Source organism: Mesorhizobium sp. J8 (assembly GCF_016591715.1).
Taxonomy (GTDB): domain Bacteria; phylum Pseudomonadota; class Alphaproteobacteria; order Rhizobiales; family Rhizobiaceae; genus Mesorhizobium.
On the sequence record NZ_AP024109.1, the window covers coordinates 2,799,704 to 2,822,068 of the forward strand.

The 22,365-nt window shown below is 65.8% G+C and carries 20 protein-coding genes; 16 read left to right on the forward strand and 4 right to left on the reverse strand.

Going from position 1 to position 22,365, the window contains the following annotated elements:
- Positions 1-154 precede the first annotated feature (154 nt).
- The 9 genes from MJ8_RS13175 (at position 155) to MJ8_RS13215 (ending at position 12,550) form a co-directional block, all read left to right on the forward strand.
- A complete protein-coding gene (locus MJ8_RS13175) occupies positions 155-1,063 on the forward strand; it encodes a Ku protein (protein ID WP_201414768.1) in 909 nt (302 codons plus the stop codon).
- 17 nt (positions 1,064-1,080) lie between these two features.
- Complete coding sequence (locus MJ8_RS13180) at positions 1,081-2,178, forward strand: tetratricopeptide repeat protein (RefSeq protein WP_412177116.1); 1,098 nt, start codon at positions 1,081-1,083, stop codon at positions 2,176-2,178.
- A gap of 238 nt (positions 2,179-2,416) precedes the next feature.
- The gene (locus MJ8_RS13185) at positions 2,417-3,073 is read left to right on the forward strand and encodes an alpha/beta fold hydrolase (RefSeq protein WP_201414770.1); all 657 of its coding nucleotides are present in this window, start codon (positions 2,417-2,419) and stop codon (positions 3,071-3,073) included.
- 167 nt (positions 3,074-3,240) lie between these two features.
- Positions 3,241-4,017 carry an exodeoxyribonuclease III gene (xth, locus tag MJ8_RS13190; protein WP_201414771.1) on the forward strand — a complete coding sequence of 259 codons (777 nt, stop codon included), beginning with the start codon at positions 3,241-3,243 and terminating at the stop codon, positions 4,015-4,017.
- A 536-nt stretch (positions 4,018-4,553) separates the two neighbouring features.
- Entirely contained in the window at positions 4,554-6,131 is a 1,578-nt protein-coding gene (locus MJ8_RS13195) for a WD40 repeat domain-containing protein (RefSeq protein ID WP_201414772.1), read from the forward strand.
- A gap of 154 nt (positions 6,132-6,285) precedes the next feature.
- Positions 6,286-7,659: a c-type cytochrome gene (locus MJ8_RS13200; protein WP_225248244.1), complete on the forward strand. Its 1,374-nt coding sequence runs from the start codon at positions 6,286-6,288 to the stop codon at positions 7,657-7,659.
- The gene (locus tag MJ8_RS13205) at positions 7,659-8,165 is read left to right on the forward strand and encodes a (2Fe-2S)-binding protein (RefSeq protein ID WP_201414774.1); all 507 of its coding nucleotides are present in this window, start codon (positions 7,659-7,661) and stop codon (positions 8,163-8,165) included. Before MJ8_RS13200 ends, MJ8_RS13205 begins: the two co-directional genes overlap by 1 nt.
- A complete protein-coding gene (locus tag MJ8_RS13210; protein ID WP_201414775.1) occupies positions 8,165-10,414 on the forward strand; it encodes a xanthine dehydrogenase family protein molybdopterin-binding subunit in 2,250 nt (749 codons plus the stop codon). Before MJ8_RS13205 ends, MJ8_RS13210 begins: the two co-directional genes overlap by 1 nt.
- A 117-nt stretch (positions 10,415-10,531) precedes the next feature.
- Positions 10,532-12,550, forward strand: a complete 2,019-nt coding sequence (locus MJ8_RS13215; RefSeq protein WP_201414776.1) for an amidase — start codon at positions 10,532-10,534, stop codon at positions 12,548-12,550.
- A 24-nt stretch (positions 12,551-12,574) separates the two neighbouring features.
- Here MJ8_RS13215 and MJ8_RS13220 read toward each other — a convergent pair whose 3' ends face one another.
- The gene (locus tag MJ8_RS13220; protein ID WP_201414777.1) at positions 12,575-13,807 is read right to left on the reverse strand and encodes an MFS transporter; all 1,233 of its coding nucleotides are present in this window, start codon (positions 13,805-13,807) and stop codon (positions 12,575-12,577) included.
- 100 nt (positions 13,808-13,907) lie between these two features.
- On the opposite strand from MJ8_RS13220, the gene MJ8_RS13225 reads away from it, so the two are divergent.
- The 5 genes from MJ8_RS13225 to MJ8_RS13245 all read left to right on the forward strand — a co-directional run bounded on the left by MJ8_RS13225 (position 13,908) and on the right by MJ8_RS13245 (position 18,271).
- Positions 13,908-14,816 (forward strand): LysR family transcriptional regulator, encoded by a 909-nt coding sequence (locus MJ8_RS13225; protein ID WP_201414778.1) that lies wholly within the window; start codon positions 13,908-13,910, stop codon positions 14,814-14,816.
- A gap of 241 nt (positions 14,817-15,057) precedes the next feature.
- On the forward strand, positions 15,058-15,609 hold the full coding sequence (locus MJ8_RS13230; protein WP_140753301.1) for a cysteine hydrolase family protein: 552 nt from the start codon (positions 15,058-15,060) through the stop codon (positions 15,607-15,609).
- A gap of 94 nt (positions 15,610-15,703) precedes the next feature.
- Positions 15,704-16,159 carry a GFA family protein gene (locus tag MJ8_RS13235; protein ID WP_201414779.1) on the forward strand — a complete coding sequence of 152 codons (456 nt, stop codon included), beginning with the start codon at positions 15,704-15,706 and terminating at the stop codon, positions 16,157-16,159.
- A 328-nt stretch (positions 16,160-16,487) separates the two neighbouring features.
- Positions 16,488-17,696 (forward strand): amidohydrolase family protein, encoded by a 1,209-nt coding sequence (locus tag MJ8_RS13240; protein ID WP_201414780.1) that lies wholly within the window; start codon positions 16,488-16,490, stop codon positions 17,694-17,696.
- Positions 17,697-18,115: 419 nt separating this feature from the next.
- A complete protein-coding gene (locus MJ8_RS13245) occupies positions 18,116-18,271 on the forward strand; it encodes a DUF1127 domain-containing protein (RefSeq protein ID WP_201414781.1) in 156 nt (51 codons plus the stop codon).
- Positions 18,272-18,354: 83 nt separating this feature from the next.
- On the opposite strand, the gene MJ8_RS13250 is transcribed toward MJ8_RS13245, so the two are convergent.
- Both MJ8_RS13250 and MJ8_RS13255 read right to left on the reverse strand, forming a co-directional pair.
- Positions 18,355-18,648 carry a putative quinol monooxygenase gene (locus tag MJ8_RS13250; RefSeq protein WP_201414782.1) on the reverse strand — a complete coding sequence of 98 codons (294 nt, stop codon included), beginning with the start codon at positions 18,646-18,648 and terminating at the stop codon, positions 18,355-18,357.
- Positions 18,649-18,671: 23 nt separating this feature from the next.
- A complete protein-coding gene (locus MJ8_RS13255; RefSeq protein WP_201414783.1) occupies positions 18,672-18,986 on the reverse strand; it encodes a GYD domain-containing protein in 315 nt (104 codons plus the stop codon).
- Between the two features lie 397 nt (positions 18,987-19,383).
- Here MJ8_RS13255 and MJ8_RS13260 point away from each other — a divergent pair, with 397 nt between their 5' ends.
- Together MJ8_RS13260 and MJ8_RS13265 are read left to right on the forward strand one after the other, a co-directional pair.
- Positions 19,384-20,553, forward strand: coding sequence for a PLP-dependent aminotransferase family protein (locus MJ8_RS13260; protein ID WP_201415417.1), 1,170 nt, complete (start codon positions 19,384-19,386; stop codon positions 20,551-20,553).
- A 265-nt stretch (positions 20,554-20,818) separates the two neighbouring features.
- Positions 20,819-21,364, forward strand: a complete 546-nt coding sequence (locus MJ8_RS13265) for a YbhB/YbcL family Raf kinase inhibitor-like protein (RefSeq protein WP_201414784.1) — start codon at positions 20,819-20,821, stop codon at positions 21,362-21,364.
- Between the two features lie 57 nt (positions 21,365-21,421).
- On the opposite strand, the gene yghU is transcribed toward MJ8_RS13265, so the two are convergent.
- On the reverse strand, positions 21,422-22,291 hold the full coding sequence (gene yghU / locus MJ8_RS13270; protein WP_201414785.1) for a glutathione-dependent disulfide-bond oxidoreductase: 870 nt from the start codon (positions 22,289-22,291) through the stop codon (positions 21,422-21,424).
- Positions 22,292-22,365 lie beyond the last annotated feature (74 nt).

Sequence of the window (22,365 nt, forward strand, 5' to 3'; positions counted from 1 at the left end):
GCCTGAAAAACACTTCGTCAGGAATTCGGTTGTACCATTAGGGGTCGGTGTAGGATTTCCGCAGCCTCGATCGTCCTCCGGACGAAGCGCTGCGAAGGGCATGGAAGACCATGCTCCAACATAGTGTCAGTGCATGGCCGCGTAGGAGTTCATCATGGCGCCCAGGGCAAGTTGGAAAGGTTACCTCAAGCTCAGCCTCGTCAGCTGTCCGGTCCGGCTTTACCCGGCCACCAGCGCGAGCGAGCGCATTTCGTTCAATCAGCTGCACAAGAAGACGCACAACCGCATCAACATGAAACCGGTCGATCCCGAGCTTGGGCTTGTCGAGCGTTCGGACCTCGTGCGCGGTTACGAGTACGAGGACAAGCAGTACATCATCATCGATGATGCCGACCTTGACGCGGTCAGGATCGAATCCAACCACACGATGAACATCGAGGCCTTCGTCGACGAGGCCGAGGTCGACGTCATCTACCAGGACGCGCCCTATTATCTGGCGCCCGACGGCGCCATGGCGGAGGAGACCTTCGTCGTGCTGCGCGAGGCGATGCGCAAGTCCGGCAAGCTGGCGATCGCCCGCCTGGTGCTCTCCAGCCGCGAGCGCGTGGTGACGATCGGCCCGCGCGAGAACGGCATGTTCGTCTGCACCTTGAGAAACCCCAATGAAGTGCGCGGCACGGCTGAATATTTCGGCAACATTCCGGCCGGCAAGCCGGATCCGGAAATGCTCGAGCTGGCCCAGGCGTTGATAAAGCAGAAGGAAACCCACTTCGATCCGAAGAACTATGAGGATCGCTATGAGGTGGCGCTGATGGCGATGATCCGCGAGAAGCTGAAGGGCCACAAGCCGATCATCGCGGCCGCGCCCGAGCGCGGCAACGTCATCAACCTTATGGATGCGCTGAAGGCGAGCCTGTCGCAGCAGGCGAAACCCCCGGCCAAGTCGAAGAGCAAGGCCGAGGAAGCGCCGGCGAAGCCGTCCAAGAAGGCGGCCGCGGGCGGCGCGCCTGAGAACCCGCTGAAGGCGAACCTGTTGAAGGCCGTCGGCAAGAGCAAGAAGTGACGGGAAATGCTGGGCCAGTGATCGTTCCCGGCGCCGTCTTCGGCGTCGTCGGCGCGCTGGCCGCCTTTCCATTGCGGCTCGCCGCGCGCGAGGTTGGGCGCCGCCATGCGGAGCTGAGGCGCGGCGTCACGCGCCGCACCACACACATCGTGTTCGGCCGCGCGCTTCTCGCCAAGGCGGCGAAATCCGGCGATGCCGAGATCGAGCGCCGTGTGAAGGCGGAGCGCGAAGCAGGCCGCCAACTCATCAGCGAGAACGGCTTCCTGCGCCTGCTTGGACTGATGAAGGCGCCCGATGCCTCGTCGCTCTCCAGGCAATCGCTCGTCGATCAGTCGCGGCTTGCCGGCGACGATCTCGACCTGCTGTCGCTGTTCGACGCCTTCGAGCATGACGGCGAACCTTACTCCTTCCGAGACCTGATCCTGGCCCGCAAATATGCCGGGCTGATCGCCAGCGGTGCCAGCTGGGGCGCGATCGCGCGCTCGGTGCATCGCTCCGGCCCGGTCGCCTCGCTCACGGCAAAATCGCTCAATCTCGGCTCGCAGCATGGCCGCCCGGACGCGATCTATCTCGACGATGGTACGAGCGAGCTCGATGGCCAATTGCTGTTCGATCTCGGCTCGCCGGAAGACGACACGCTGGAGGAGCTCTTCGCCGAAGCGGAGATCGCGGAAGAGGAGGGGCGTCACGACGATGCGGCGGCGCGCTACCAGCGCTGCCTGGCGATCGATCCCAAGGATGCGATTGCCGCCTTCAACCGCGCCAATTGCCTGCGCAGCGCCGGCCGGATTGCCGAAGCCGCGCATGACTATGCCCGCGCGATAAAGCTCGATCCTGGCTTCGTCGAAGCCTGGTTCAACCTCGCCGGACTGATGAGCGACGAGGGCAAGGTGGCGTCTGCAAGGCGCCATCTGCAGAAGGCGATCGCGCTCGACAAGGCCTATGCCGACCCGGTGTTCAATCTGGCTCGGCTGGAATTCGATGCGGGCGATCTGATGGAAGCCCGCCGGCTGTGGGTGCGCTATCTGGAGTTGGACGCGGAGTCCGAATGGGCAAGGCTGGCGCAGAAGGGCATCCAGTTCGTGGATTTGCATATGGCGCGCACGGCGGGGTGAAGATGGTTGGCGAAGGCCTTCGCGACAGCCAATCTCCCCCCTTGTGGGGGAGATGTCCGGCAGGACAGAGGGGGGCGCTGTCCCGCCGGCCTCTAACCGGCTCGCTGCCACGACCTCTAGAATTGTCATCTTACAAAGGCAGAAGTCGGCATTCCTTCGCGCCCCCCTCTGGCCTGCCGGCCATCTCCCCCACAAGGGGGGAGATCAGCAGTTTCGCCGCCGCGCCGAGAACGGTCCTATGACGACCCACTTCCTCTTCGATGGCTTCGACACCGCCCCCGTTACCATCCTGCTCGCGCACGGCGCCGGCGCGTCGATGGACTCGCCCTCGATGACCGCCACCGCCAAGGCGCTCAGCACCGCCGGCTTCCAGGTCGCGCGCTTCGAGTTTCACTACATGGCCGCGCGTCGCTACGGCCACCGCAAGCCGCCGCCGCGCGCCGAGACGGTCAACCCGGAATACGTCAAGGCGATCGCCGATCTGCGCGCCAGGGGCGTGACCGGCAAGCTCATCATCGGCGGCAAGTCGATGGGCGGTCGCGTCGCCTCGATGATCGCCGACGAGATGTTCGCCAAGGGTGAGATCGCCGGGCTGGTCTGCCTCGGCTACCCGTTCCATCCACCGGGCAAGCCGGAGCAGTTGCGGACAAAGCATCTCCTTGACCTGAAGGCGCCGACGCTGATTTTTCAAGGCACCCGCGACGAGTTCGGCACCAAGGAAGAAGTTGCGACCTACGGCCTTTCTTCGGCAATAGAGGTGATCTGGCTGGAGGACGGCGACCACGATTTGAAGCCGCGCAAGGCAATCTCGGGATTTTCGACGGGCGACCATCTGAAGACCGTGGCGGAGACGGTGAGGGCGTGGATAGAACGTCCATCTCGGTCGTCATCCTAGGGCGGAGCAAGGAGCGAAGCGACGCGCGCAGACCCTAGGATTGCCGTAACGCTAAGGCGTCGCAATGGTTTAGAATTCTGCCCCGCCGTGTTCCGCGGCGACGGTCACGGCATGGATCCTCGAGTCAAGCCCGAGGATGACGAAGCGCGAAGCGGCGGCATCCGCAAATGAAACTCGCCACCTTCAACATCAACAACATCAATAGCCGGCTGGATAACCTGCTCGCCTGGCTGGCGCGCGCAAAACCGGACGTCGTCTGCCTGCAGGAGCTGAAATCTCGCGACACCCAGTTCCCGCTGACGAAGCTCGCCAATGCCGGCTATGGCGCGGTGTGGAAGGGCGAGCCGACCTGGAACGGCGTCGCGATCCTGGCGCGCGGCGCCGAACCCGTCCTGACGCGCGAGGCGCTGCCCGGTGACGACGCCGACCGCCAGGCCCGCTACATCGAGGCGGCGGTCGACGGCGTCATCATCGGCTGCCTCTATGCGCCGAACGGCAACCCGCAACCGGGGCCGAAGTTCGACTACAAGCTCGCCTGGCACGCGCGCTTCGCGGCACATGCGGCCGAACTCCTCGACACCGGTCTGCCGGTGGTGCTCGCCGGCGATTTCAACGTCGTGCCCGAGCCGCGCGACATCTACCAGACGCGCTCCTATGACGACAACGCGCTGGTGCAGCCCGAAAGCCGCGCCGCCTTCGCGGCGTTGATCGACCAGGGCTGGACGGACGCACTACGCAAGGTCTTTCCCAAGGAGGAGCGGCTCTACACTTTCTGGGACTATCGCCGGAACCGCTGGCCGCGCGATGCGGGGTTGCGGCTCGACCACATATTGCTGTCGAAGAAGCTCGCGCGAAAGCTGGAAGCGGCCGGCATCGACCGCGAGGTGCGGGGAGGGGAAAACCCCAGCGATCACGCGCCGGTCTGGGTGGAAATAAACTCCTGACCCTCTCCGGCAAGGGGAGGTGAATGGGCGATGTCACGCGGACGGCCCGGCCCAGCTCTTCCTCAGCAACGGCCGCGCCGCAACGACATCTCAGGTTGGGCTGCTCATTCACCCCAGCCGGTTCGCATTAGCTGGCCTGCTAGAGACTCTCGAAAGCTGTCCCGGTGCCCACAATCGGTCAGGGTACGGGTGGCGGAGTCGTGGAGGGCGCCACCTGCGCAGTAACGGACGAAAGCCGATCTCTTTTTACCAGGGAAGGCTTCTCATAGGTCTTCTTCATGCCAAGCGCTCCTGAAAATCCCGCTCGGATGATGGCATGAGGTTCCTTCCTGTCAATCAAGCCGGCTATCAGGCCGATCTATTCTTTGGGAGTGTGGCTTTCCGCTCACAGATCGGCCAGCCGCTGCCAATATAACCGGCGGAGCTATGTGATGTCTTCCGCTTAGCCTGGGCCGCAGGCTCGGCTATGATGCCCAGGCCGCTTGCCGCCTCCACGTTGTTACGGAGGCAGCGGCGGCAAAGGGCGGGGAAGACCGATGAAGCGATCGACCGACAGGTTGCTGGCGCTGGCGATGCTGGTCGTCGGCGTCGTCTGTTTCGCCAAGCTCTATCCAGCGCTGGGCGGCAAACCGCTGGCACCGGCGCGCCTGGAGGTCTTCGGGTTGGCGGGCGTGCTGTCGGTTCTTGCCGGGCTGCTTTTCCTCGCCGGCCTGCTGCCGGGCGCTGCCAAGCACGATCCGGCCGCCCCGTTGTTTGGCCGCGACGCCGAGATCGCGCCGGCGGGCCATCCGCGACTGCGCCGCGCAGCATTTGCCTTGCCGCTTTTGGCCCTGATCGTCATCGTCGCCGACCAGTTCGGGCCATGGCGAGCGCCGAGGGCGAACAGCGAGCCGGCGAAGGAAACTGTCACCGCGCCGGCGCAGCCGGCGCCTCGGCCATCCGAGTCGAAGCCCGAGCGGGAGACGAGTGCAAGACCAATCACGCCGGAAGTGAGTGTCGAGCCAGCCACGGCCGCCCCGGCACAGGAAGAGGCTGCGACGCCCGCGCTGCCCGAGCCGGCCACGGCTCCCGCCCAGCCGATGCCGCCGGCCGCGTCCACGCCGCCGCCTGTCCAACCTGCACAGTCGACCGAACTGACAGCACTTGCGCCCGGCACGCCGGCTGAAACCGTAGCACCGCCCCCACCGGCGCCTCCGGCCCAACCGACCGCGCTGGAAGGCCACCGCGACGCCGTGGTCTGGCTGGCGGTGTCGGCCGACGGCCACGAGATCATGAGCGCCAGCACCGACCGCATGATCAAGCTGTGGGACGTCGACGGCAAGCGCCTGATCCGCGATCTCGGCCGGCAGAAGGACATGGCGCGCAGCGCGCTCTTCATGCCCGACGGCAAGACCGCGCTCACCGCCGGCGACGACGGCGAGATCGTGCTGCGCCAGCTCTCCGACGGCACGGTGCTGCACGTCTTCTCGTCCGGGGCGAACGGCGGCGTCAGGCAGCTGAAGATCAGCTCCGACGGCAAGCGCGCCGTCAGCGGTCACGACACCGGCTCCGTCGTCGTCTGGGACCTGGAGAAAGGCGAGGTGCTGCACGTGCTGCCGGGCCACGACTGGTCGGTGAGCTCCGTCGCCATCTCGCCCGACGGCACCAGGGCGCTCACCGGCAGCATCGACGGCGAGCTGAAGCTTTGGGATATCGTTGCGGGCAAGCAGCTGCGCAGCTGGCACGGCCACGACCGCGGCGCCTATGGCGCGGTCTTTCTTGCCGACGGCCACCACGCCGTCACCGGCAGCGGCGACTACACGATAAAACTCTGGGACCTCGACACCTTCAAGGAGGTCCGGCGCTTCGACGGCCATTCCGGCACCGTCTATGCGCTGGCCTTGTCGGCCGACGGCAAGAGGCTGGGCTCGGTATCGCTCGACGGCACGGCGCGGATCTGGAACATGGACACCGGCGCCGAAATCGCCGAGTTCGACCCCGGCACCGGGCCAATATATTCGGTGGCGTTTGCCGCCAACGGCACGCTGTTGACCGGTGGCATCGACCGCACCATCCGAGACTGGCCGGCGGCGGGAGGCGACGGCACGGTGCTGTTTGCCGGGGCGCCGGAATAGCGCAGGCGATTTGTGGAGGCAGCTGAGCGCGTGATCCCCTTTGTGGGCGGCATCGGCTGTCATTGACGCACCGCTCATCGAGCCTAGTTCATGCCGATAACGGCATGGCCGGATGTCCCGGACTGCTGCCGTGTCCTGCGCAAGGAGCCCTTCCTTGAAACGCTTCTGGATCGGCGTTCTCATCCTCATTGTCGTCTGCCTGGCGGGCTTTGCCGCCTATGCCTGGAAGCCGGCGATCGACCCGATCGAACCGCCGCAGCGCGCCTCCTTCGACCAGGCGCTGATCGAGAAGGGGGCAGTGCTCGCTTCGGTCGGCAACTGCACGGCTTGCCATACCAAGCCCGGCGGAAAGTCCTTCGCAGGCGGGCTGGCGGTGCCGACGCCATTCGGTACCATCTATTCCACCAACATCACGCCCGACCCCAAGACCGGCATCGGCCGCTGGTCGGAAGCCGCCTTCAGTCGGGCGATGCGGGAAGGCGTCGAGCGCGACGGCGATCACCTTTATCCGGCCTTCCCGTTCGACCATTTCACGCTGGTGTCTGACGAGGACAACAAGGCACTCTACGCCTATCTGATGACACGCCGGCCGGTTGAGAACCGGCGACCGGCCAACGACTTGCCGTTCCCGCTCAACCTGCGCTTCGTGCTGGCGGGCTGGAAGCTGCTGTTCTTCGACAAGGGCGCCTATCGCGAGGATGCCGCGCAGAGCGCCGAATGGAACCGCGGCGCCTATCTCGTCGAAGGGCTTGGCCATTGCGGCGCCTGCCACACGCCGCGCAACGCGCTCGGCGCCGAGCGGAAAGGCGCGCATCTGGCAGGCGGCGAAGCGGAGGGCTGGGAGGCCTTCGCGCTCGATGCATCGTCCTCCGCGCCCATCCCGTGGACGCATGACAGCCTCTTTGCCTATCTGCGCCAGGGCTGGCATGTCGATCACGGCGTGGCCAACGGGCCGATGGCGGAGGTCACCGGCAATCTCGGCCGGCTTCCCGATTCCGACATCAGCGCCATCGCCACTTACCTGAGTTCGCGGATGGGCGAGCCGACGCCCGAGCGTGCGGCGGCAGCCGAGGACATCCGCAAGAAGCTTTCGTTCGACCAGGGCGGCACGCCGATACCGGCCAGCGCCACCACCGGCAGCCCGACAAGCCGCGGCGGCGCGATCTACCAGGCGGCCTGCGCCACATGCCATGACGGCAGCCGCCCGCAGCCTTTCGGTGGTATCGATTTCCATCTCTCCAGCACGATTGCTGCGGCCGATCCGCAGAACGCGATCAACGTCGTGCTGTTCGGTCTGCCGGCGGCCAGCGGCCGGGAGAGCCCGATCATGCCCGGCTTCGCCGCGACGCTGACCGACGATCAGGTGGCGGATCTGCTCGGCTATCTGCGCGAGGCCTATGCCCGGAAACCGGCATGGGCGGATGCGAAGGCGAAGACCGCCGACACAAGGAGCGGCAAATACCAGGTCAGCGTCCGGCCTTCGGACGGCATCGAGCGCGGCCCGGACAATGTAGGAGCCAACGACTGATGGTTAAACTCAACGTCAACGGCGCCTCGCACGACATCGATGTCGATCCGGCGACGCCGCTGCTCTATGTGCTGCGCAACGATCTGAAGCTCAACGGCGCGAAGTTCGGCTGCGGCCTCGGCCAGTGCGGCGCCTGCACGGTGATGGTCGATGGCAAGGCGGTCTTTTCCTGCCTGACGCCGGCCATGTTGGTCGAGGGACGCGCGATCAAGACGGTCGAGGGTCTTGGCACCATCGACGACCCCGGACCGATGCAGAAAGCTTTCGTCGAACAACAGGCGGCGCAATGCGGCTATTGCATCGCCGGCATGATGATGCGGGCGCAGGCGCTGCTCGAGGCAAAACCCGATGCCGCCGACGCCGACATCAGGCAGGCGCTGGAGCCCAATCTCTGCCGCTGCGGCACGCATATGCGCATCCTGCGCGCCGTGGCCCGCGCCCGCGACCTGATGCAAGGCAAGTCCGCCGACGCCATGGCGCCGGCCGCCGCCACAGGGAGGGGATGATGAACGCACAGAACCTGCCTCCCGACGTCACCCGCCGCGGCTTCCTGGCGGGAGCCGGCGCGCTGGTCGTGTCCTTCGCCATCCCGGCCGAGGCGCAGGAGGGCGAGGTACCGACCGTGCCTGGCGCCCCGGCGGCGAAGCCGAAACTGCCCGGCAGCCTGGCCGATACGCCCTCGCTCGACGCCTGGATACGCATCGACGCCGACGGTTCGATCACCGTCTTCACCGGCAAAGCCGAGCTTGGGCAGGGCACCAAGACGTCGCTGCGCCAGATCGCGGCCGAGGAGCTCGAGGTCGAGCCTGCGGCGATCAGGCTGATCACCGCCGACACCGCGCTGACGCCGAATGAAGGCTACACCGCCGGGAGCCAGACGATCCAGAACTCAGGCACCGCCATCCGCTATGCCTCGGCTCAGGTGCGGCAGATCCTGATCGCCAAGGCCAGCGAAAAGCTCGGTGCGCCGGTCGAGGCGCTAAAGGCGCGGGCGGGCGCGATCGTCGGCCCGAACGGCGCCAAGGCCAGCTATGGCGAACTGGTCTCGGCCGACTTCCTGCATATCGACGCGGCGGCCGACACCAAGCTCAAGCCGCCCGCCGCCTACCACGCCATCGGCAAGCCTTTCGCGCGGGTGGACATCCCGGCCAAGGTCACCGGCGGCAATGCCTATGTGCAGGACATGCGGCCGCCGGGCATGGTGCATGCCCGCGTCGTGCGTCCGCCGAGCTACGGCGCCAAGCTCACCGACTTCGCCGATGCAGCCGTCAAGGCGATGCCTGGCGTCATCGCGGTGGTGCGCGACGGCGATTTCCTCGCCGTGGTCGCCGAGCAGGAATTCCAAGCGGTGAAGGCCATGCGCGCCATGGCCAGCGTCGCCAAATGGCAGGAGCAGCCGGCGCTTCCCGACCAACATGACCTGCCGGCCTTTCTCGAAAAATCCGTATCGGAGGTCGGCACGGTGACCTCGGTCGGCGCCGACGACGCGCCGGGCGCCAGGACGCTCAACGCGCAATTCACCCGCGCCTACCAGATGCATGGCTCGATTGGCCCGTCGAGCGCGGTGGCCATGCTCGACAATGGCCTGACGACGGTGTGGACGCACACGCAAGGCGTCTATCCCGACCGCAAGGCGATCGCCCAGATGCTCGGCGTGCCGGAAGAAAAGGTGCGCTGCATCCACACGGAAGGCTCGGGCTGCTATGGCCATAACGGCGCCGACGACGCGGCGGCCGACGCTGCGCTGATCGCGCAGAAAGTGCCGGGCAAGCCGGTGCGCGTGCAGTGGATGCGCGACCAGGAGCATCTGTGGGAACCCTACGGACCCGCCATGCTGACCAGGGCGGAGGCGACGCTCGACCAGAACGGCAACATCGTGAACTGGCACTACGATCTGTGGAGCAACAGCCACGGTACGCGGCCGGGCTCCGCCGGGTCGCTGATAGCCGGCCGGCTGATGGCGCGGCATTTCGCGCCGGATCCCGCCAAGATGGAGATCACTCCCCTTGGCAATGGCGACCGAAACGCTATCCCGCTTTACGACGTGCCCAACCAGCGCGTGAACTGGCATTTCGTCGCCGACATGCCGGTGCGCGTTTCCGCGCTTCGTAGCCTCGGCGCCTATTGCAACGTCTTCTCCATCGAAAGCTTCATGGACGAACTGGCGCTGGCGGCGAACGCCGATTCGGTCGAATACCGACTGCGCCACCTGAAAGACCCGCGCGCCAGAAAGGTGATCGAGGTCGCGGCGCAAAAATTCGGCTGGTCGAAGGATCCCTTGCCGGCGGGCCGGGGCAGTGGCTTCGCCTTCGCCAAATACAAGAACCACGCCGCTTATCTGGCCATCGCGCTGGAGGCCGACGTCGACAGCGACAGCGGCGCGATCAAGGTGTCGCGCGTCGTCGCGGCGGTCGATTGCGGCGAGGCCGTCGCCCCGGATTCGATCGTCAACCAGACCGAAGGCGGCATATTGCAGTCGTTGAGCTGGACGCTTTACGAGGCCGTGCATTTCGATCGGACGCGCATCTTGAGTCCGGACTGGTCGACCTATCCGATTCTGCGTTTCAGCGCGGTGCCCGACAGCGTCGAGGTGCAGGTCATCGACGATCCGGGCGCGCCCTATCTCGGCGTCGCCGAAGCGGCCCAAGGCCCAACCGCCGGCGCCATCGCCAACGCGTTCCGGAACGCCACGGGGAAGCGGATTTACGATCTGCCTTATACTCGGGAGAGGGTGAAGGGCGTGCTGGGAGTTTAGGGGCGCGGCGATTGGCGAAGCGGCTGCGCCATCCGATCTCCCCTTGCGCGGGAGATGCCCGGCAAGGCAGATGGGTGTGACGGAACGTAGTCGTCGCAAAGGAATTCGCCCGCCATCATGCCCAGCCTCGATATCGTCGAAGCCTCGATCGCCGACCTGCGCCGCGCGCTGGAGGACGGCACCGTCACCAGCGTCGAGCTGGTCGCCGCCTATCTCAGGCGCATCGCCCGTTACGACCGTCATGGCATCGCGCTCAACGCAGTCCCCATCCTCAACCCGGACATGTTCGAGGACGCGGAAGCGTCCGATCAGCGTCGCCGCGAGGGCAGGACGCTCGGGCCGCTCGACGGCATCCCCTACACCGCCAAGGACAGCTACAAGGCCAAGGGACTGACGGTTGCCGCCGGCTCGCCGGCCTTCGAGCATCTCACGGCAAACGAGGATGCTTTCACCATTGCCAGGCTGCGCGCCGCGGGCGCGGTGCTGATCGGCCTCACCAATATGCCGCCGATGGCCAATGGCGGCATGCAGCGCGGCGTCTATGGCCGCGCCGAAAGCCCATACAACAAGGATTTCCTCACCGCCGCCTTCGCTTCCGGTTCGTCCAATGGCTCGGGCACCGCGACCGCTGCATCCTTCGCCGCCTTCGGGCTCGGGGAGGAAACCTGGTCGTCCGGGCGCGCGCCAGCCTCCAACAACGCGCTCGTCGCCTACACGCCCTCGCGCGGCGTCATTTCGGTGCGCGGCAACTGGCCCCTGGTGCCGACCATGGATGTGGTGGTGCCGCATACCCGAAGCGTCCCCGACATGCTGGAACTGCTCGATGTGATCGTCGCCGACGATAATGAGACGCGCGGCGATTTCTGGCGCATGCAGCCCTGGGTGGATATCCCGAAAGCCTCGGCGCTCAGGCCGGCGAGATACACCGCGCTTCCTCTGCAAGGCGCGCTCAAGGGCAAGCGGGTCGGCGTACCCAGAATGTATATCGGCAAGGATGAGGGCGCCGACAGGCCGATCGAAACGCGCGCTTCGGTACTGGAGCTCTGGCGGCAGGCGGCGGGCGACCTGGAAGCGCTCGGCGCGGAAGTGGTCGAGGTCGATTTCCCCGTCGTCTCCAATTACGAGCGCGATCGTCCGGGCGCGCGCTCAATGGTCGACCGTGGTCTCGTGCCGCCGGAATTCGCCGAGCGCGAGATCTGGGATCTGTCCGTCTGGTCGTGGGACGATTTCCTGCGCGCCAATGCCGATCCGGCCATCCTCGATCTTGCTTCGGTCAATGGCGCAAAGATCTTCCCCCAGCCGCCGGGCGCGCTGCGCGACCGTTACGGCGAAGCCGATTTCGATCTGGCGCACTATGTCGAGCGCGCGAAGCGGGGTGTGGCGCGATTGGAAGATATTCCAACCATCGAGGAAGGCCTGAAGGGCCTGGAGGCAACGCGCCGTGCCGACTTCGAGGACTGGCTCGATGCCAACAAGCTCGATGCCGTGGTGCTGCCGGCGGTCGCCGATGTCGGCCCGGCCGATGCCGACGTCAACGAGGCTTCCGCCCGGCTTGCCTGGCGTAACGGGACGTGGGTCGCCAACGGTAATCTCGTCTGGCGCCATCTCGGCATCCCGACCGTGACAGTGCCGATGGGCATCATGGCCGATATCGGCATGCCGGTTGGCCTCACCTTCGCCGGCAAGGCATATGACGACACAGCGTTGCTGAGGTTTGCCGGCGACTATGAGCGCGCCACCCAGCGCCGCACCGCCCCGCCGCGCACGCCGCCGCTGGCGGACGATGTGTTTGCGGCGGACAGCGGTGTGAGGAGTGGTGCCGGCGATGCGCCGCTCGCCCTGAAGCTGACTGCCGAAACGGTCCACGGCGGTGACATGGACGAGATCACGATCGCGCTGGAGATCGAGGCGGGCAGGGCGGAGCCGAACGCCGTGAAAATTCACGTCAACGGCGAGCCGGTGATCATGCAGGCCGGCGGTAAACGCTACACCGGTCGGATCGTGGTGCAGGCCGCGACCCATCAAGGCTTCCATAGCGTCTGGCGTGGATCCTACGGCTCGATCGTCACGGCCGTTGTGAGGTTGCCGGACGGGACAGTCGGCGGAGCCTATGTTGTGACGGGCGGAATCGGGTAGCACACAAGGGGAGAAGGAGAGGCGCTACTCCACCCAATCCACCATCAGCGCCGCCACCCCGAACACAGCGCCCGCCGCGCACACCGCGTTCCAGCCGCCCCAGGCCCAGGCGAGGCCGGCCAGCAGCGAGCCGATCGCGCCGCCGATGAAGAAAATGCCGACGAACAGTCCGTTGATGCGGCCCCGCGCCTTGGGCTGCAGGAGGTTGACCGCGCGGCGGCCCAGCGTCTGGTCGCCGGTGACGCCGATATCGAGCAGCACGGCGCTGACGCCGATGAGGATGAGCGGCAGCCACGCGCCGCCGGCCTTGGTCGCGCCGGCCCCAGCGCCGGCCCACGCGGCGAGGCCGAGCGCCGCGATCAGCACGAGATGGCACAGAATCGTGGCGGAGCGCGTAAAGCCCCGGTCGCCGGCGCGGCCGAAGATCGGCGTCACAGCGGCGCCCCCGGCGCCAACCAGCGCGAACAGGGCAATGCCCTTCTGGCCGAGATTGAAGGGTGGAGCGGAGAGGCGAAGCGCCACCGCCGTCCAGAACACGCTGAAAGCCGCCATCACCAGGCTGGCGGTAAAGGCGCGGCGGCGCAGCACTGGTTCTTCTCCCAGAAGTCCGATCAGCGAAGCGATGAGCCCCGCATAGCTCGCATGCGCCAGCGGCTTCCGCCTCGGCAGCGTCAAGCCGAGCAGGACGGCGAGCAGCGCCAGCGCCGCGGCGCTGATGCCGTAGAAGGCGCGCCAGCCGAAGGTGTCGGCGACCAGGCTGGCGATCGGGCGCGACAACAGGATGCCGATCATCAACCCGCTCATCACGTCGCCGATGACGCGCCCGTCCTGACCCGGAGGCGCCATCGAGGCCGCGACCGGCACCAGCACCTGGATGCAGGAACAGGCCGCGCCAAGCGCGAACAGCACGGCAAGCAGCGAGGCGGCCGACGGCGCGAATGAAGCGACCGCCGCCGAAAGCGCGGCCGCGCACAGCATGCGCAGGACCAGCACGCGATTCTCGATGAGATCGGACAACGGCACCAGGAAGAACAGCCCGGCGGCGTAACCCAACAGCGTGGCCATCGAGACCAGGCCGCTTTCCGACGCCGCGGCGCCGAGCGAGGGCCCGATCAGCCCGACCAGCGTCTGCGGCGCGAACAGATTGGTGACGATGATGCCGACCGAAGCGGCGAACAGCAGCGTCTGCGAGCGGGTGATGGTGCTGACGGCCTCGCTTGGCCGTTCCGCCAATGGCGCGTTGTGTGTGCCGTGCATCAACAAAGTCCTCGCTGTCTGCATATTTCGTGAGGACTTTATTCGGAACGATCATAATGCTACAATTGAAATGATCTGATAATGATTATGCGAGATGCGCATGAATATCCATGACCTTGAGGCCTTCGTCGCCGTCGTCGAAACCGGCTCGATCGTCGGCGCTTCGGCCAGGCTCAACCTGACCCAGCCCGGCGTGACGCGCCGGGTGCAGAATCTCGAGGAGCGGCTGGCGACGCCTTTGCTCGACCGCCAGTCGAAGCCGCTCAAGCCCACCGCCTCGGGCCGCGAGGCCTATGAGCATGGCCGCCGCGTGCTGCGCTCGCTGGAGGATCTGAAGGCGGGCGTCTCGCCGGCCGGCGAGGTGAGGGGCGAGTTCCGCCTCGGCATCATGCCTTATCTGTCGACCAGCGCGCTGTCCGAGCCGCTCGACAGTCTTCGCGCGGCCTTCCCGCAATTGACGCTGAAGATCACCTCCAGCCTGTCGCCGCGCCTGGTGGAGCAGGTGCTGCACAGCGAGATCGACGCCGTCGCCGTCTGTCTGGCCGAGGGCGTCGCGCCGCCGCCGGAACTCGTCGGCGACGATCTCGGCGTGCAGGCGGTGCTGCTGGTGGCTTCGCCAAGCCTCGGCGTGCCGAAGCCGGCCGAGCTCAACGATCTCGCGCGCTACCCCTGGGTGCTCAACGAAACCGGCTGCGGTTTCCGCGCGTTCATCCGCCACCGCTTCGAGGTGGCGCGGCTGCCTTTCCATGTCGGCGTCGAGGCGCAGGGCGCGGATCTCAGGATGTCGCTCGTGGCGCGGGGCCACGGCATCGGCGTCGTCACGCCCGGCGCATTGTCGGGCAGCCAATGGCGCGATGCTGTCGAGGTGGTCGACTGCCCCGGCTTCAAGCCGCAAGTCCGCTGCTGGTTGCTCCACCGCCCGCCGGCCGGCAGGCTGGCGCGACCGATCGCGGTCTTTCGCGATGCGCTGGCGGAGGCGCTGAAGGGCCCGATGCCGCTGGTGTCGTAAAAGCCAGGCGCCCCCATCTGGCTGCACCGTCCGTCGAGTTCGTTATCTCCGGTCTTGTGATCGGGGCAGGGAGGCGAGCCACGAATCCCAAAACTTCTGCTGCATGGAGACGAACACGGACACGTTAGTTGTAGTGATTTATAAATGCAATTGAAAATTGCATACTTGTTGGCGCAAGTTGCCGCCAGCTGGTTCCTGCCTCGTCCTTGACCCGCCCCCCACCCACGCTATCTTCGCGCCAATGCCAGACGCAGCCCCCTCCGCCGCCGCGCCGCTCATTGTCATCGACCTGCAGACAGGCATGTTCGATGGCCGTTTCGATCCGCCGATCCATGACGCCGACACCATCGCCGAGCGCGCCCGCAGGCTGATCGACTGGGCGCGTCGCTCCGGCCGCAAGGTGGCGTTTATCCGCCATGACGGGCCGGAAGGCGATCCGCTGGCGCCGGGCGCTTCCGGCTGGCCTGTATGGCCGCTGCTCGATCAAGCCGCCGACGAACCGACCTTCGGCAAGAGTGTTGGCAATGCCTTTTCCAACCCAGAACTCGCCGAATGGGTGGCGGGGCAGGGCGCGAAAGACGTCGTGCTCATCGGCGCCCAGACCGATTTCTGCGTCGCCGCCACCGTGAAGGGCGCTTTTGCCGAAGGGCTTGGCGTGACCGTGGTTTCCGACGCGCATTCGACGCTGGACAGCGACGAGGAAAAGGCGCCCGACATCATTGCCCGCCACAATGAGGCCTTCGAGGAGCAGGGGGTTCGGATGATGACGACGGCGGAGTTGACCGAAGGCTGAGCATGCCTTCTCCTTTCCCCTATCCGTCTCGGCGATGCGCGCCGGGCCATCTTCTCACCGGGGGAGGGAAGTACCCCGACTCAAGGAGCCCATCTTGCCAAGTCTTTCCCTGCCTGCCGAAGGAGGCTGCCGCTGCGGTCGCGTGCGCCTGAGGATCTCGGCAAGGCCGTTGCTCACCATGGCCTGCCACTGCACCGGTTGCCAGTCGATGTCGTCCAGCGCCTATTCGCTGAGCGCGGCGATCCCGTCGGAAGGTTTCGAGGTAACCAAGGGCGAGCCGGTGGTCGGCGGTCTGCACGGGCCGTCGAAACATTATTTCTGCGGCTACTGCATGACCTGGATGTTCACGCGGCCGGAAGGGATCGACTGGTTCGTCAACCTGCGCCCGACCATGCTCGACGAGCACGCCTGGTTCGCCCCCTTCATCGAGACCTGGACGGCCGAGAAACTGCCCTGGGCGGCGACATCGGCCGTGCACAGCTACGAAGCGCTGCCGTCCTTCGAGGAATACGAGCTGCTGGTCGCCGAATACGCCGGCACCCAAAGCTGATCGAAAACCCGACTGAGAAAAAAACGGCGACCCAGGGCAAGGTCGCCGTTGCCGTTTCCGTGCATGGTCGACGCGGCCGTTGGGGGCGCATTGTTGGGGATGTGCTTGGGCGTCCGCGTCGACCACGGCGGCCTCATACCGCAGGCTCCACCATGGCACATTTGCCGCCCGCTGAAACTTCCGCGAAAACGGTATATGGCGGCGGCAGCATTTGCCTTCCTGCACACGGAGGAGAAAGCAAGGGTGAAACAGTTTCTATCCCTTGCCGCATTGACCCCGTCCGCCCGAGCGGCGACGACTGACGCTTTCCTTTTCAAGGGATTGCATCGTGAACCAGACTCATTTTCTCAACGCCAAACTCGCCGACGGCACGGTCGCTGACCTCACCGTGGCCGACGGACGCTTCATTGCCATAGCGCCGGCAGCCAATACGGTCACGCCGCCGTCCGGCGCTATCGACCTCGCCGGCCAGCTCGTCCTGCCGGCTTTCGTCGAGGGCCACATCCATCTCGACACCTCCTTCTACGGCGATGTCTGGCGCCCGCACATTCCCTGCGCCAACGGCTTCGACGTGCGCGAGCGGGTTGCCTTCCAGATGCGCAACCTCGAGCAGGCGGCGCCCATGGCGGAGCGGGCGAGACACCAGCTCCAGCTCTGCGTCGGCAATGGCAGCCTCGTCATGCGCAGCCATGTCATGGTCGACGCCGCGGTCGGGCTGAAGCATGTGGAGACTATCCTCGCCGTGAGGGAGAAATACCGAGACCTGATCGACATCCAGCTCGTCGCTTTCCCGCAGAGCGGCATCCTGTCCTCGCCAGGCACCGCGGACCTGCTCGACGAGGCGCTCAAGCTCGGCTGCGACCTGATCGGGGGGCTCGACCCGGCAAGCTTCGACCGCGATGTGAAGGGCCATCTCGATGTGGTGTTCGGCCTTGCCGAAAAGCGCGGCGCCGGTATCGACATCCACCTGCATGACCGCGGCACGCTCGGACTGTTCGAGATCGAGGAGATCGCCGCCCGGACCACGGCATCGGGCATGCAGGGAAAGGTCGTCGTCAGCCACGCTTACGGGCTGGGCGACATTTCCGCCGAGGCGCTGGCCGGCGCGGCCGAGCGGATCGCCGCCGCCGGCGTCGCCATCATGACCAACGCGCCCGGCGATCATCCATTCCCGCCGGTGGCGGCGCTGCGCAGGGCGGGGGTCACCGTTTTTGCCGGCTCCGACAACATCCGCGATTCCTGGTGGCCCTATGGCGATGGCGACATGCTCAACCGCGCCAACATGATCGGCTACCGCTCGGGCTTCTACGAGGATTGGGAACTGGAAGCGGCCTATGACGTGGTCAGCCATGCCGGCGCCAGGGCGCTGGGGCTCGAAGGCTACGGCATCGCCGTCGGCGCCAAAGCGGATTTCGTCGCGCTGAAGGCCGAGCATGTGCCGGAAGCGGTGGTGGCGGTGCCGAAGGATCGCACGGTCTATCGCGCGGGCAGGGAAGTGGCGCGGGGCGGGAAGGTGTTGGCGGCCGGCCGTCGCTGACAGTCATGTCCGATGCCGCAGGTTTCCGCGCGGCTGGGGACATTGCCATGAAGAAAGAATACGCAAAGCCGACGCTCGTCCGCAAAGGCCGGCTTTCGGCGCAGACCGCCGCGAGGGGTCATTTCCGGGGATTCGCAGGCCCCGGAGTAGAGCGCGCCGCCCTCTCGGCGGGACATCAATCGGCACATCGGGCAATAAGCCCAAGCGTCTGACGTTGCAGGCCACACAGGCCTGCGACTGGCGCGCAGGGCGTACGCCCGATCCCTAAATTAATTTGCATGCATATGTTTCAAGCGGCCTCGGTTTCGTGAAGCATTTCACCGTTCGCGCGCAATCGACTGGTTACAGACGCATCGCAAAAGCGGCGCCGGGTGAATGGGCGGCGCAGGTTTTGCGCCGCTGATTTATGGGAGCCGTTGATGTTCAAAAGTCTTAACCGGATCCGCGCTGCCTTCGCGCAGGCCAGCAAGCGCCGCCGCACGACGCGCGAACTGAACGAGCTGCCGCCGGAGATCCGCAAGGATATCGGCTGGCCGCAATCCGCTCAGGACGACGAGATTCGGTTGCCGTTTTGAGCCGGACGCAAGGGCGCCACGCCAGCGCGGCCGCCTTCTCGCAGCGCTTGGTGCCGACGGCGCCGGACGGCGCCGGCTTCAGCCTATATTTCCGCAACGACCGTGCCGGACACCGGATCCGTCACGCCGAGATCGCCGCCCAGGTCTTCGAGCATATCGCGGAACGTATCGAGGATGCCGATCATCATCGGGCGCGCCGCGGCGAGGCTGTCCATGTCGTTCCATTCGCCGACCATGCAGAATGTGCGCTCGCCGGTCTTGATAAGGGCGCCCTTGCGAAAGCCCTTGGCGTTCAGCGAGACCTTTTCATGCGCTTCGACGAAGGCGTTCTCCTTACCTGGCTTGGTGCGAAAGCGGACTACGTTGTAGGCGGTCATGGCTTCCTCCGTTCGATGAGATATCAGCCGGCCGGCTTGTAGGCGCCGGCTGCCTTGTTGGCAGCCGCGATCACAGCCTTCATGTCGAGTTCTTCGAGGACGACGAGATCGCTTACCGAACCGCTTGCCCGCACCGCGAGCGTCATCCCCATCCCGGCGATCTGGTCCGGCACTTCGCCGTTGACGATGACGTCATAGAGGCCGCGCGTGAACATCAGGCTGTTCACCTTGCCGCCCACGCTTTCAAACAGCGCTGCGATCGCAACCTCACGGTTCGATCCTTGCATCAGCCCTTTGGCGGCGTGGGGCTCATAAGTCGCCAATATGGTAACCTTCATGGGACTCTCCTCCTAATATCACTGCCTCGGCCGCCCAATGATGCGGGCAGCACGGACGTGCCTGTTCTCTCCTGGCATATGACTGGTCTGTCTGTGGACCGCTCGGGCAGTCCTGGCGAACGGGCGGTTCAACCGGTGCGAGGCTCCGGCCTGCTGTAATATGCGCCATTTCTAATATAACGACAATCCGGCATCTGCCGAAAGCCGATGGCCGACCTTTGATTAGTATTCGCGAAAATCTGTGGGCCAAATGTCGCCTCGACGATGCGCCATGACCGTTTTGTGTATTCACGCGAAAGGCGCGGCCTGATAATAGGTCAATGAAGCTGACCTAAATAAGCACTGCGGGAGGTGCGCCTTGACCCTGTTGAACCTTCTGGCCTCGCGCTCTTCGCGCATGAAGGCTTCGGAAATCCGCGAGCTGCTGAAGCTGCTCGACCAGCCGGACATCATCTCCTTCGCCGGCGGCATCCCGGACCCGTCGCTGTTTCCCGCCGAAGCGATCGGCGATGCCTATCAGGCCGTGCTCGGTGGCGCCGAGGCGGGCGCCGCGCTGCAATACCAGGTCAGCGAAGGCTTCCTGCCGCTGCGCAAATGGCTAGCCGCCTATATGGCCAAGCTCGGCGTTCAATGTGACGAGGGCAACATCTTCATCACCTCCGGCTCGCAGCAGGCGCTCGACTATCTTGGCAAGCTGTTCCTGTCACCCGGCGACACGGCCCTGGTCACCTGGCCGACCTATCTCGGCGCGTTGCAGGCCTTCAATGCCTACGAGCCGCGCTACGACCGGCTGAACACCGCCGGCGGCAACATGACGCCGGAAGCCTATCGCGCTGCCGCCGCCGCAAATGGCGGCAAGGTGAAATTCGCCTATCTGGTGCCGGATTTCGCCAACCCGACCGGCAACACGCTGGACGTCAAGCAGCGCGAGGCGGTGCTCGACCTTGCCGGCGAGCTCGACATCGCCGTCATCGAGGACGCCGCCTATCGCGCGTTGCGCTATGACGGGGAAGGCGTGCCGCCGATCCTGGCGCTCGACTGCGCCCGCTCCGGCGGCATCGATCATGCGCGCACGCTCTATTGCGGTTCCTTCTCGAAGATCCTGTCGCCGGGCATGCGCGTCGGCTGGGTGTGCGCGCCGCGCCATGTGGTGGAAAAGCTGGTGCTGATGAAGCAGGCCTCCGACCTGCACAGCCCCTCGATCAACCAGATGGTCATGCACCGCGTCGCCGAGACGATTTTCGACGCCCAGGTCGACAAGCTGATCGGCGCTTACCGCAAACGACGCGACGCGCTGCTCGGCGCGCTCGATGCCAACATGCCGGACGGCATTTCCTGGAGCCGCCCGGACGGCGGCATGTTCGTCTGGCTGACGCTGCCGGAAGGCACCGACGCCACCGAACTGCTGGCGCGCTCGGTCAAGGAGGCGCGCGTCGCCTTCGTGCCGGGCAACGCCTTCTACGCCGACGGCACCGGCCGCAACACGCTGCGCATGTCCTTCACCCTTGCCGACGACCGCGCTGTGAATGAAGGCGTGCCGAGACTGGCAAAGCTGCTGCGGGGATAAGCTTCAATCACCGCCGTCTCGCGCAGGCGTGATTGGTAGTGCGCAGGCGTGATTGTCCGCGCGGCCGATTTCTCGGCTAGTGTCGCGGCCGATCCAACACCCCCTGGATCGACCCGGCCGTGGGGTCCCACCTCCAATGGCCGAACGAAAGAGCCCCGACGGCCTCCACCGGCGGGGCTTTTTCGCTGTCCAGGCAGGCGGTCGCCCCGGCTTGCCCTTTTTCGGGCCGCTTTTGCGCTACGCTGTGTTGTCCAGGGAGGATCAAATGACCTTGCGCGTCTGCTTCACCATGCTTGTCCTCATCGCCTTAGCCACCCAGGCGCAGGCGTTCGAGATCTCCAGCCCGTCGGTCTCCGACGGCAAATGGGATGCGAAATATCTCGGCGACAAGGCCGGCTGCGGCGGCAAGAGCGTCTCGATCGCGCTTGCCTGGAAGGATCCGCCGGCCGGAACGAAAAGCTACGCGCTGACCATGTTCGACACCGATGCAAACGGCGGCAAAGGGTTTTGGCATTGGCTGGCCTGGAACATCCCGGCGAGCGCCAAGGGACTGCGCGAGGGCGCCGGCGCGCAAGGTGGCAAGCGCATGCCCAAGGGCGCGGTGCTGGGCAAAGGCGACGTCGGCCGAGCCGGCTATTTCGGCCCGTGCCCGCCGCCCGGCAGCGGCGACCATCACTATGTCTTCACGCTCTACGCGCTGGGAGACAAGACGCTTCGCATACCAGCCAACCCGTTGCCGGAGATGGTCTCGGTGGCGGCGAAGAGCTCCGCGCTCGGCCAGGCGACGGTGACGTATACTTACGGAAGGTAGCAGGGCGCCAGTGACAGCGGATCTCCCCTTGTGGGGAGAGATCCGCGGCTTCACGCCTCACTCCGCCGCCTGCAGCTTGTCCTGCGTCTTCGTCTCGAAGTCGCTGGCGTCGTGGCGCTCGCGCAACTGGAAGGCGGGATCGCCGGACATGCGGTTGACCATGCGCCCGCGCTTCACCGCCGGCCGCGCGTCGATCGCGTCGGCCCAGCGCTGCACGTTCTTGTATTCGTGCACGGACAGGAACTCGGCGGCGTTGTTGTAGCTGCGGCCCTTGGCGAGCCCGCCATACCAGGGCCAAACCGCAATGTCGGCGATGGTGTAGTCGGGGCCCGCGAGGTATTCGCTCTCCGCCAGCCTGCGGTCGAGCACGTCCATCTGCCGCTTGGTCTCCATGGCGAAGCGGTCGATCGCGTATTCGATCTTCTGCGGCGCATAGGCGTAGAAATGGCCGAAGCCACCGCCCAGATAGGGTGCGGAGCCCATTTGCCAGAACAGCCACGAAAAGGTTTCCGCGCGCGCCGCGCGCTCGGTCGGCAGGAACTCGCCGAATTTTTCGGCGAGATAGGTGAGGATCGAGCCTGACTCGAACACGCGCACCGGCTTCGGCTCGCTGTGGTCCATCAGCGCCGGGATCTTCGAGTTCGGGTTGACCTCGACGAAGCCGCTGCCGAACTGGTCGCCATCGCCGATCTTGATCAGCCAGGCATCGTATTCCGCGCCCTTGTGGCCGAGCGCCAGAAGCTCCTCCAGCATGATCGTCACCTTCTGGCCGTTGGGCGTGGCCAGCGAATAGAGCTGCAGCGGATGCTTGCCGATCGGCAGCTCCTTCTCATGCGTCGGGCCCGCGATCGGCCGGTTGATCGAAGCGAACTCGCCGCCATTCGGCTTGTTCCAGGTCCAGACTTTCGGCGGGATATATTCGTCCATGTGCGGAGGCCCTGTAGGTTCGGAGAACTGCGACGTCTGCTGATGGCGATAGACTTAGGTGCGGTTGCGCGCGC

Excerpts from the sequence above, each read along its gene's own strand:
- MJ8_RS13175 (WP_201414768.1), top strand. The coding sequence starts at position 155 with ATGGCGCCCAGGGCAAGTTGGAAAGGTTACCTCAAGCTCAGCCTCGTC.
- MJ8_RS13185 (WP_201414770.1), top strand. The coding sequence starts at position 2,417 with ATGACGACCCACTTCCTCTTCGATGGCTTCGACACCGCCCCCGTTACC.
- xth (WP_201414771.1), top strand. The coding sequence starts at position 3,241 with ATGAAACTCGCCACCTTCAACATCAACAACATCAATAGCCGGCTGGAT.
- MJ8_RS13195 (WP_201414772.1), top strand. The coding sequence starts at position 4,554 with ATGAAGCGATCGACCGACAGGTTGCTGGCGCTGGCGATGCTGGTCGTC.
- MJ8_RS13205 (WP_201414774.1), top strand. The coding sequence starts at position 7,659 with ATGGTTAAACTCAACGTCAACGGCGCCTCGCACGACATCGATGTCGAT.
- MJ8_RS13210 (WP_201414775.1), top strand. The coding sequence starts at position 8,165 with ATGAACGCACAGAACCTGCCTCCCGACGTCACCCGCCGCGGCTTCCTG.
- MJ8_RS13215 (WP_201414776.1), top strand. The coding sequence starts at position 10,532 with ATGCCCAGCCTCGATATCGTCGAAGCCTCGATCGCCGACCTGCGCCGC.
- MJ8_RS13220 (WP_201414777.1), bottom strand. The coding sequence starts at position 13,807 with ATGCACGGCACACACAACGCGCCATTGGCGGAACGGCCAAGCGAGGCC.
- MJ8_RS13225 (WP_201414778.1), top strand. The coding sequence starts at position 13,908 with ATGAATATCCATGACCTTGAGGCCTTCGTCGCCGTCGTCGAAACCGGC.
- MJ8_RS13230 (WP_140753301.1), top strand. The coding sequence starts at position 15,058 with ATGCCAGACGCAGCCCCCTCCGCCGCCGCGCCGCTCATTGTCATCGAC.
- MJ8_RS13245 (WP_201414781.1), top strand. The coding sequence starts at position 18,116 with ATGTTCAAAAGTCTTAACCGGATCCGCGCTGCCTTCGCGCAGGCCAGC.
- MJ8_RS13250 (WP_201414782.1), bottom strand. The coding sequence starts at position 18,648 with ATGACCGCCTACAACGTAGTCCGCTTTCGCACCAAGCCAGGTAAGGAG.
- MJ8_RS13255 (WP_201414783.1), bottom strand. The coding sequence starts at position 18,986 with ATGAAGGTTACCATATTGGCGACTTATGAGCCCCACGCCGCCAAAGGG.
- MJ8_RS13260 (WP_201415417.1), top strand. The coding sequence starts at position 19,384 with ATGAAGGCTTCGGAAATCCGCGAGCTGCTGAAGCTGCTCGACCAGCCG.
- MJ8_RS13265 (WP_201414784.1), top strand. The coding sequence starts at position 20,819 with ATGACCTTGCGCGTCTGCTTCACCATGCTTGTCCTCATCGCCTTAGCC.
- yghU (WP_201414785.1), bottom strand. The coding sequence starts at position 22,291 with ATGGACGAATATATCCCGCCGAAAGTCTGGACCTGGAACAAGCCGAAT.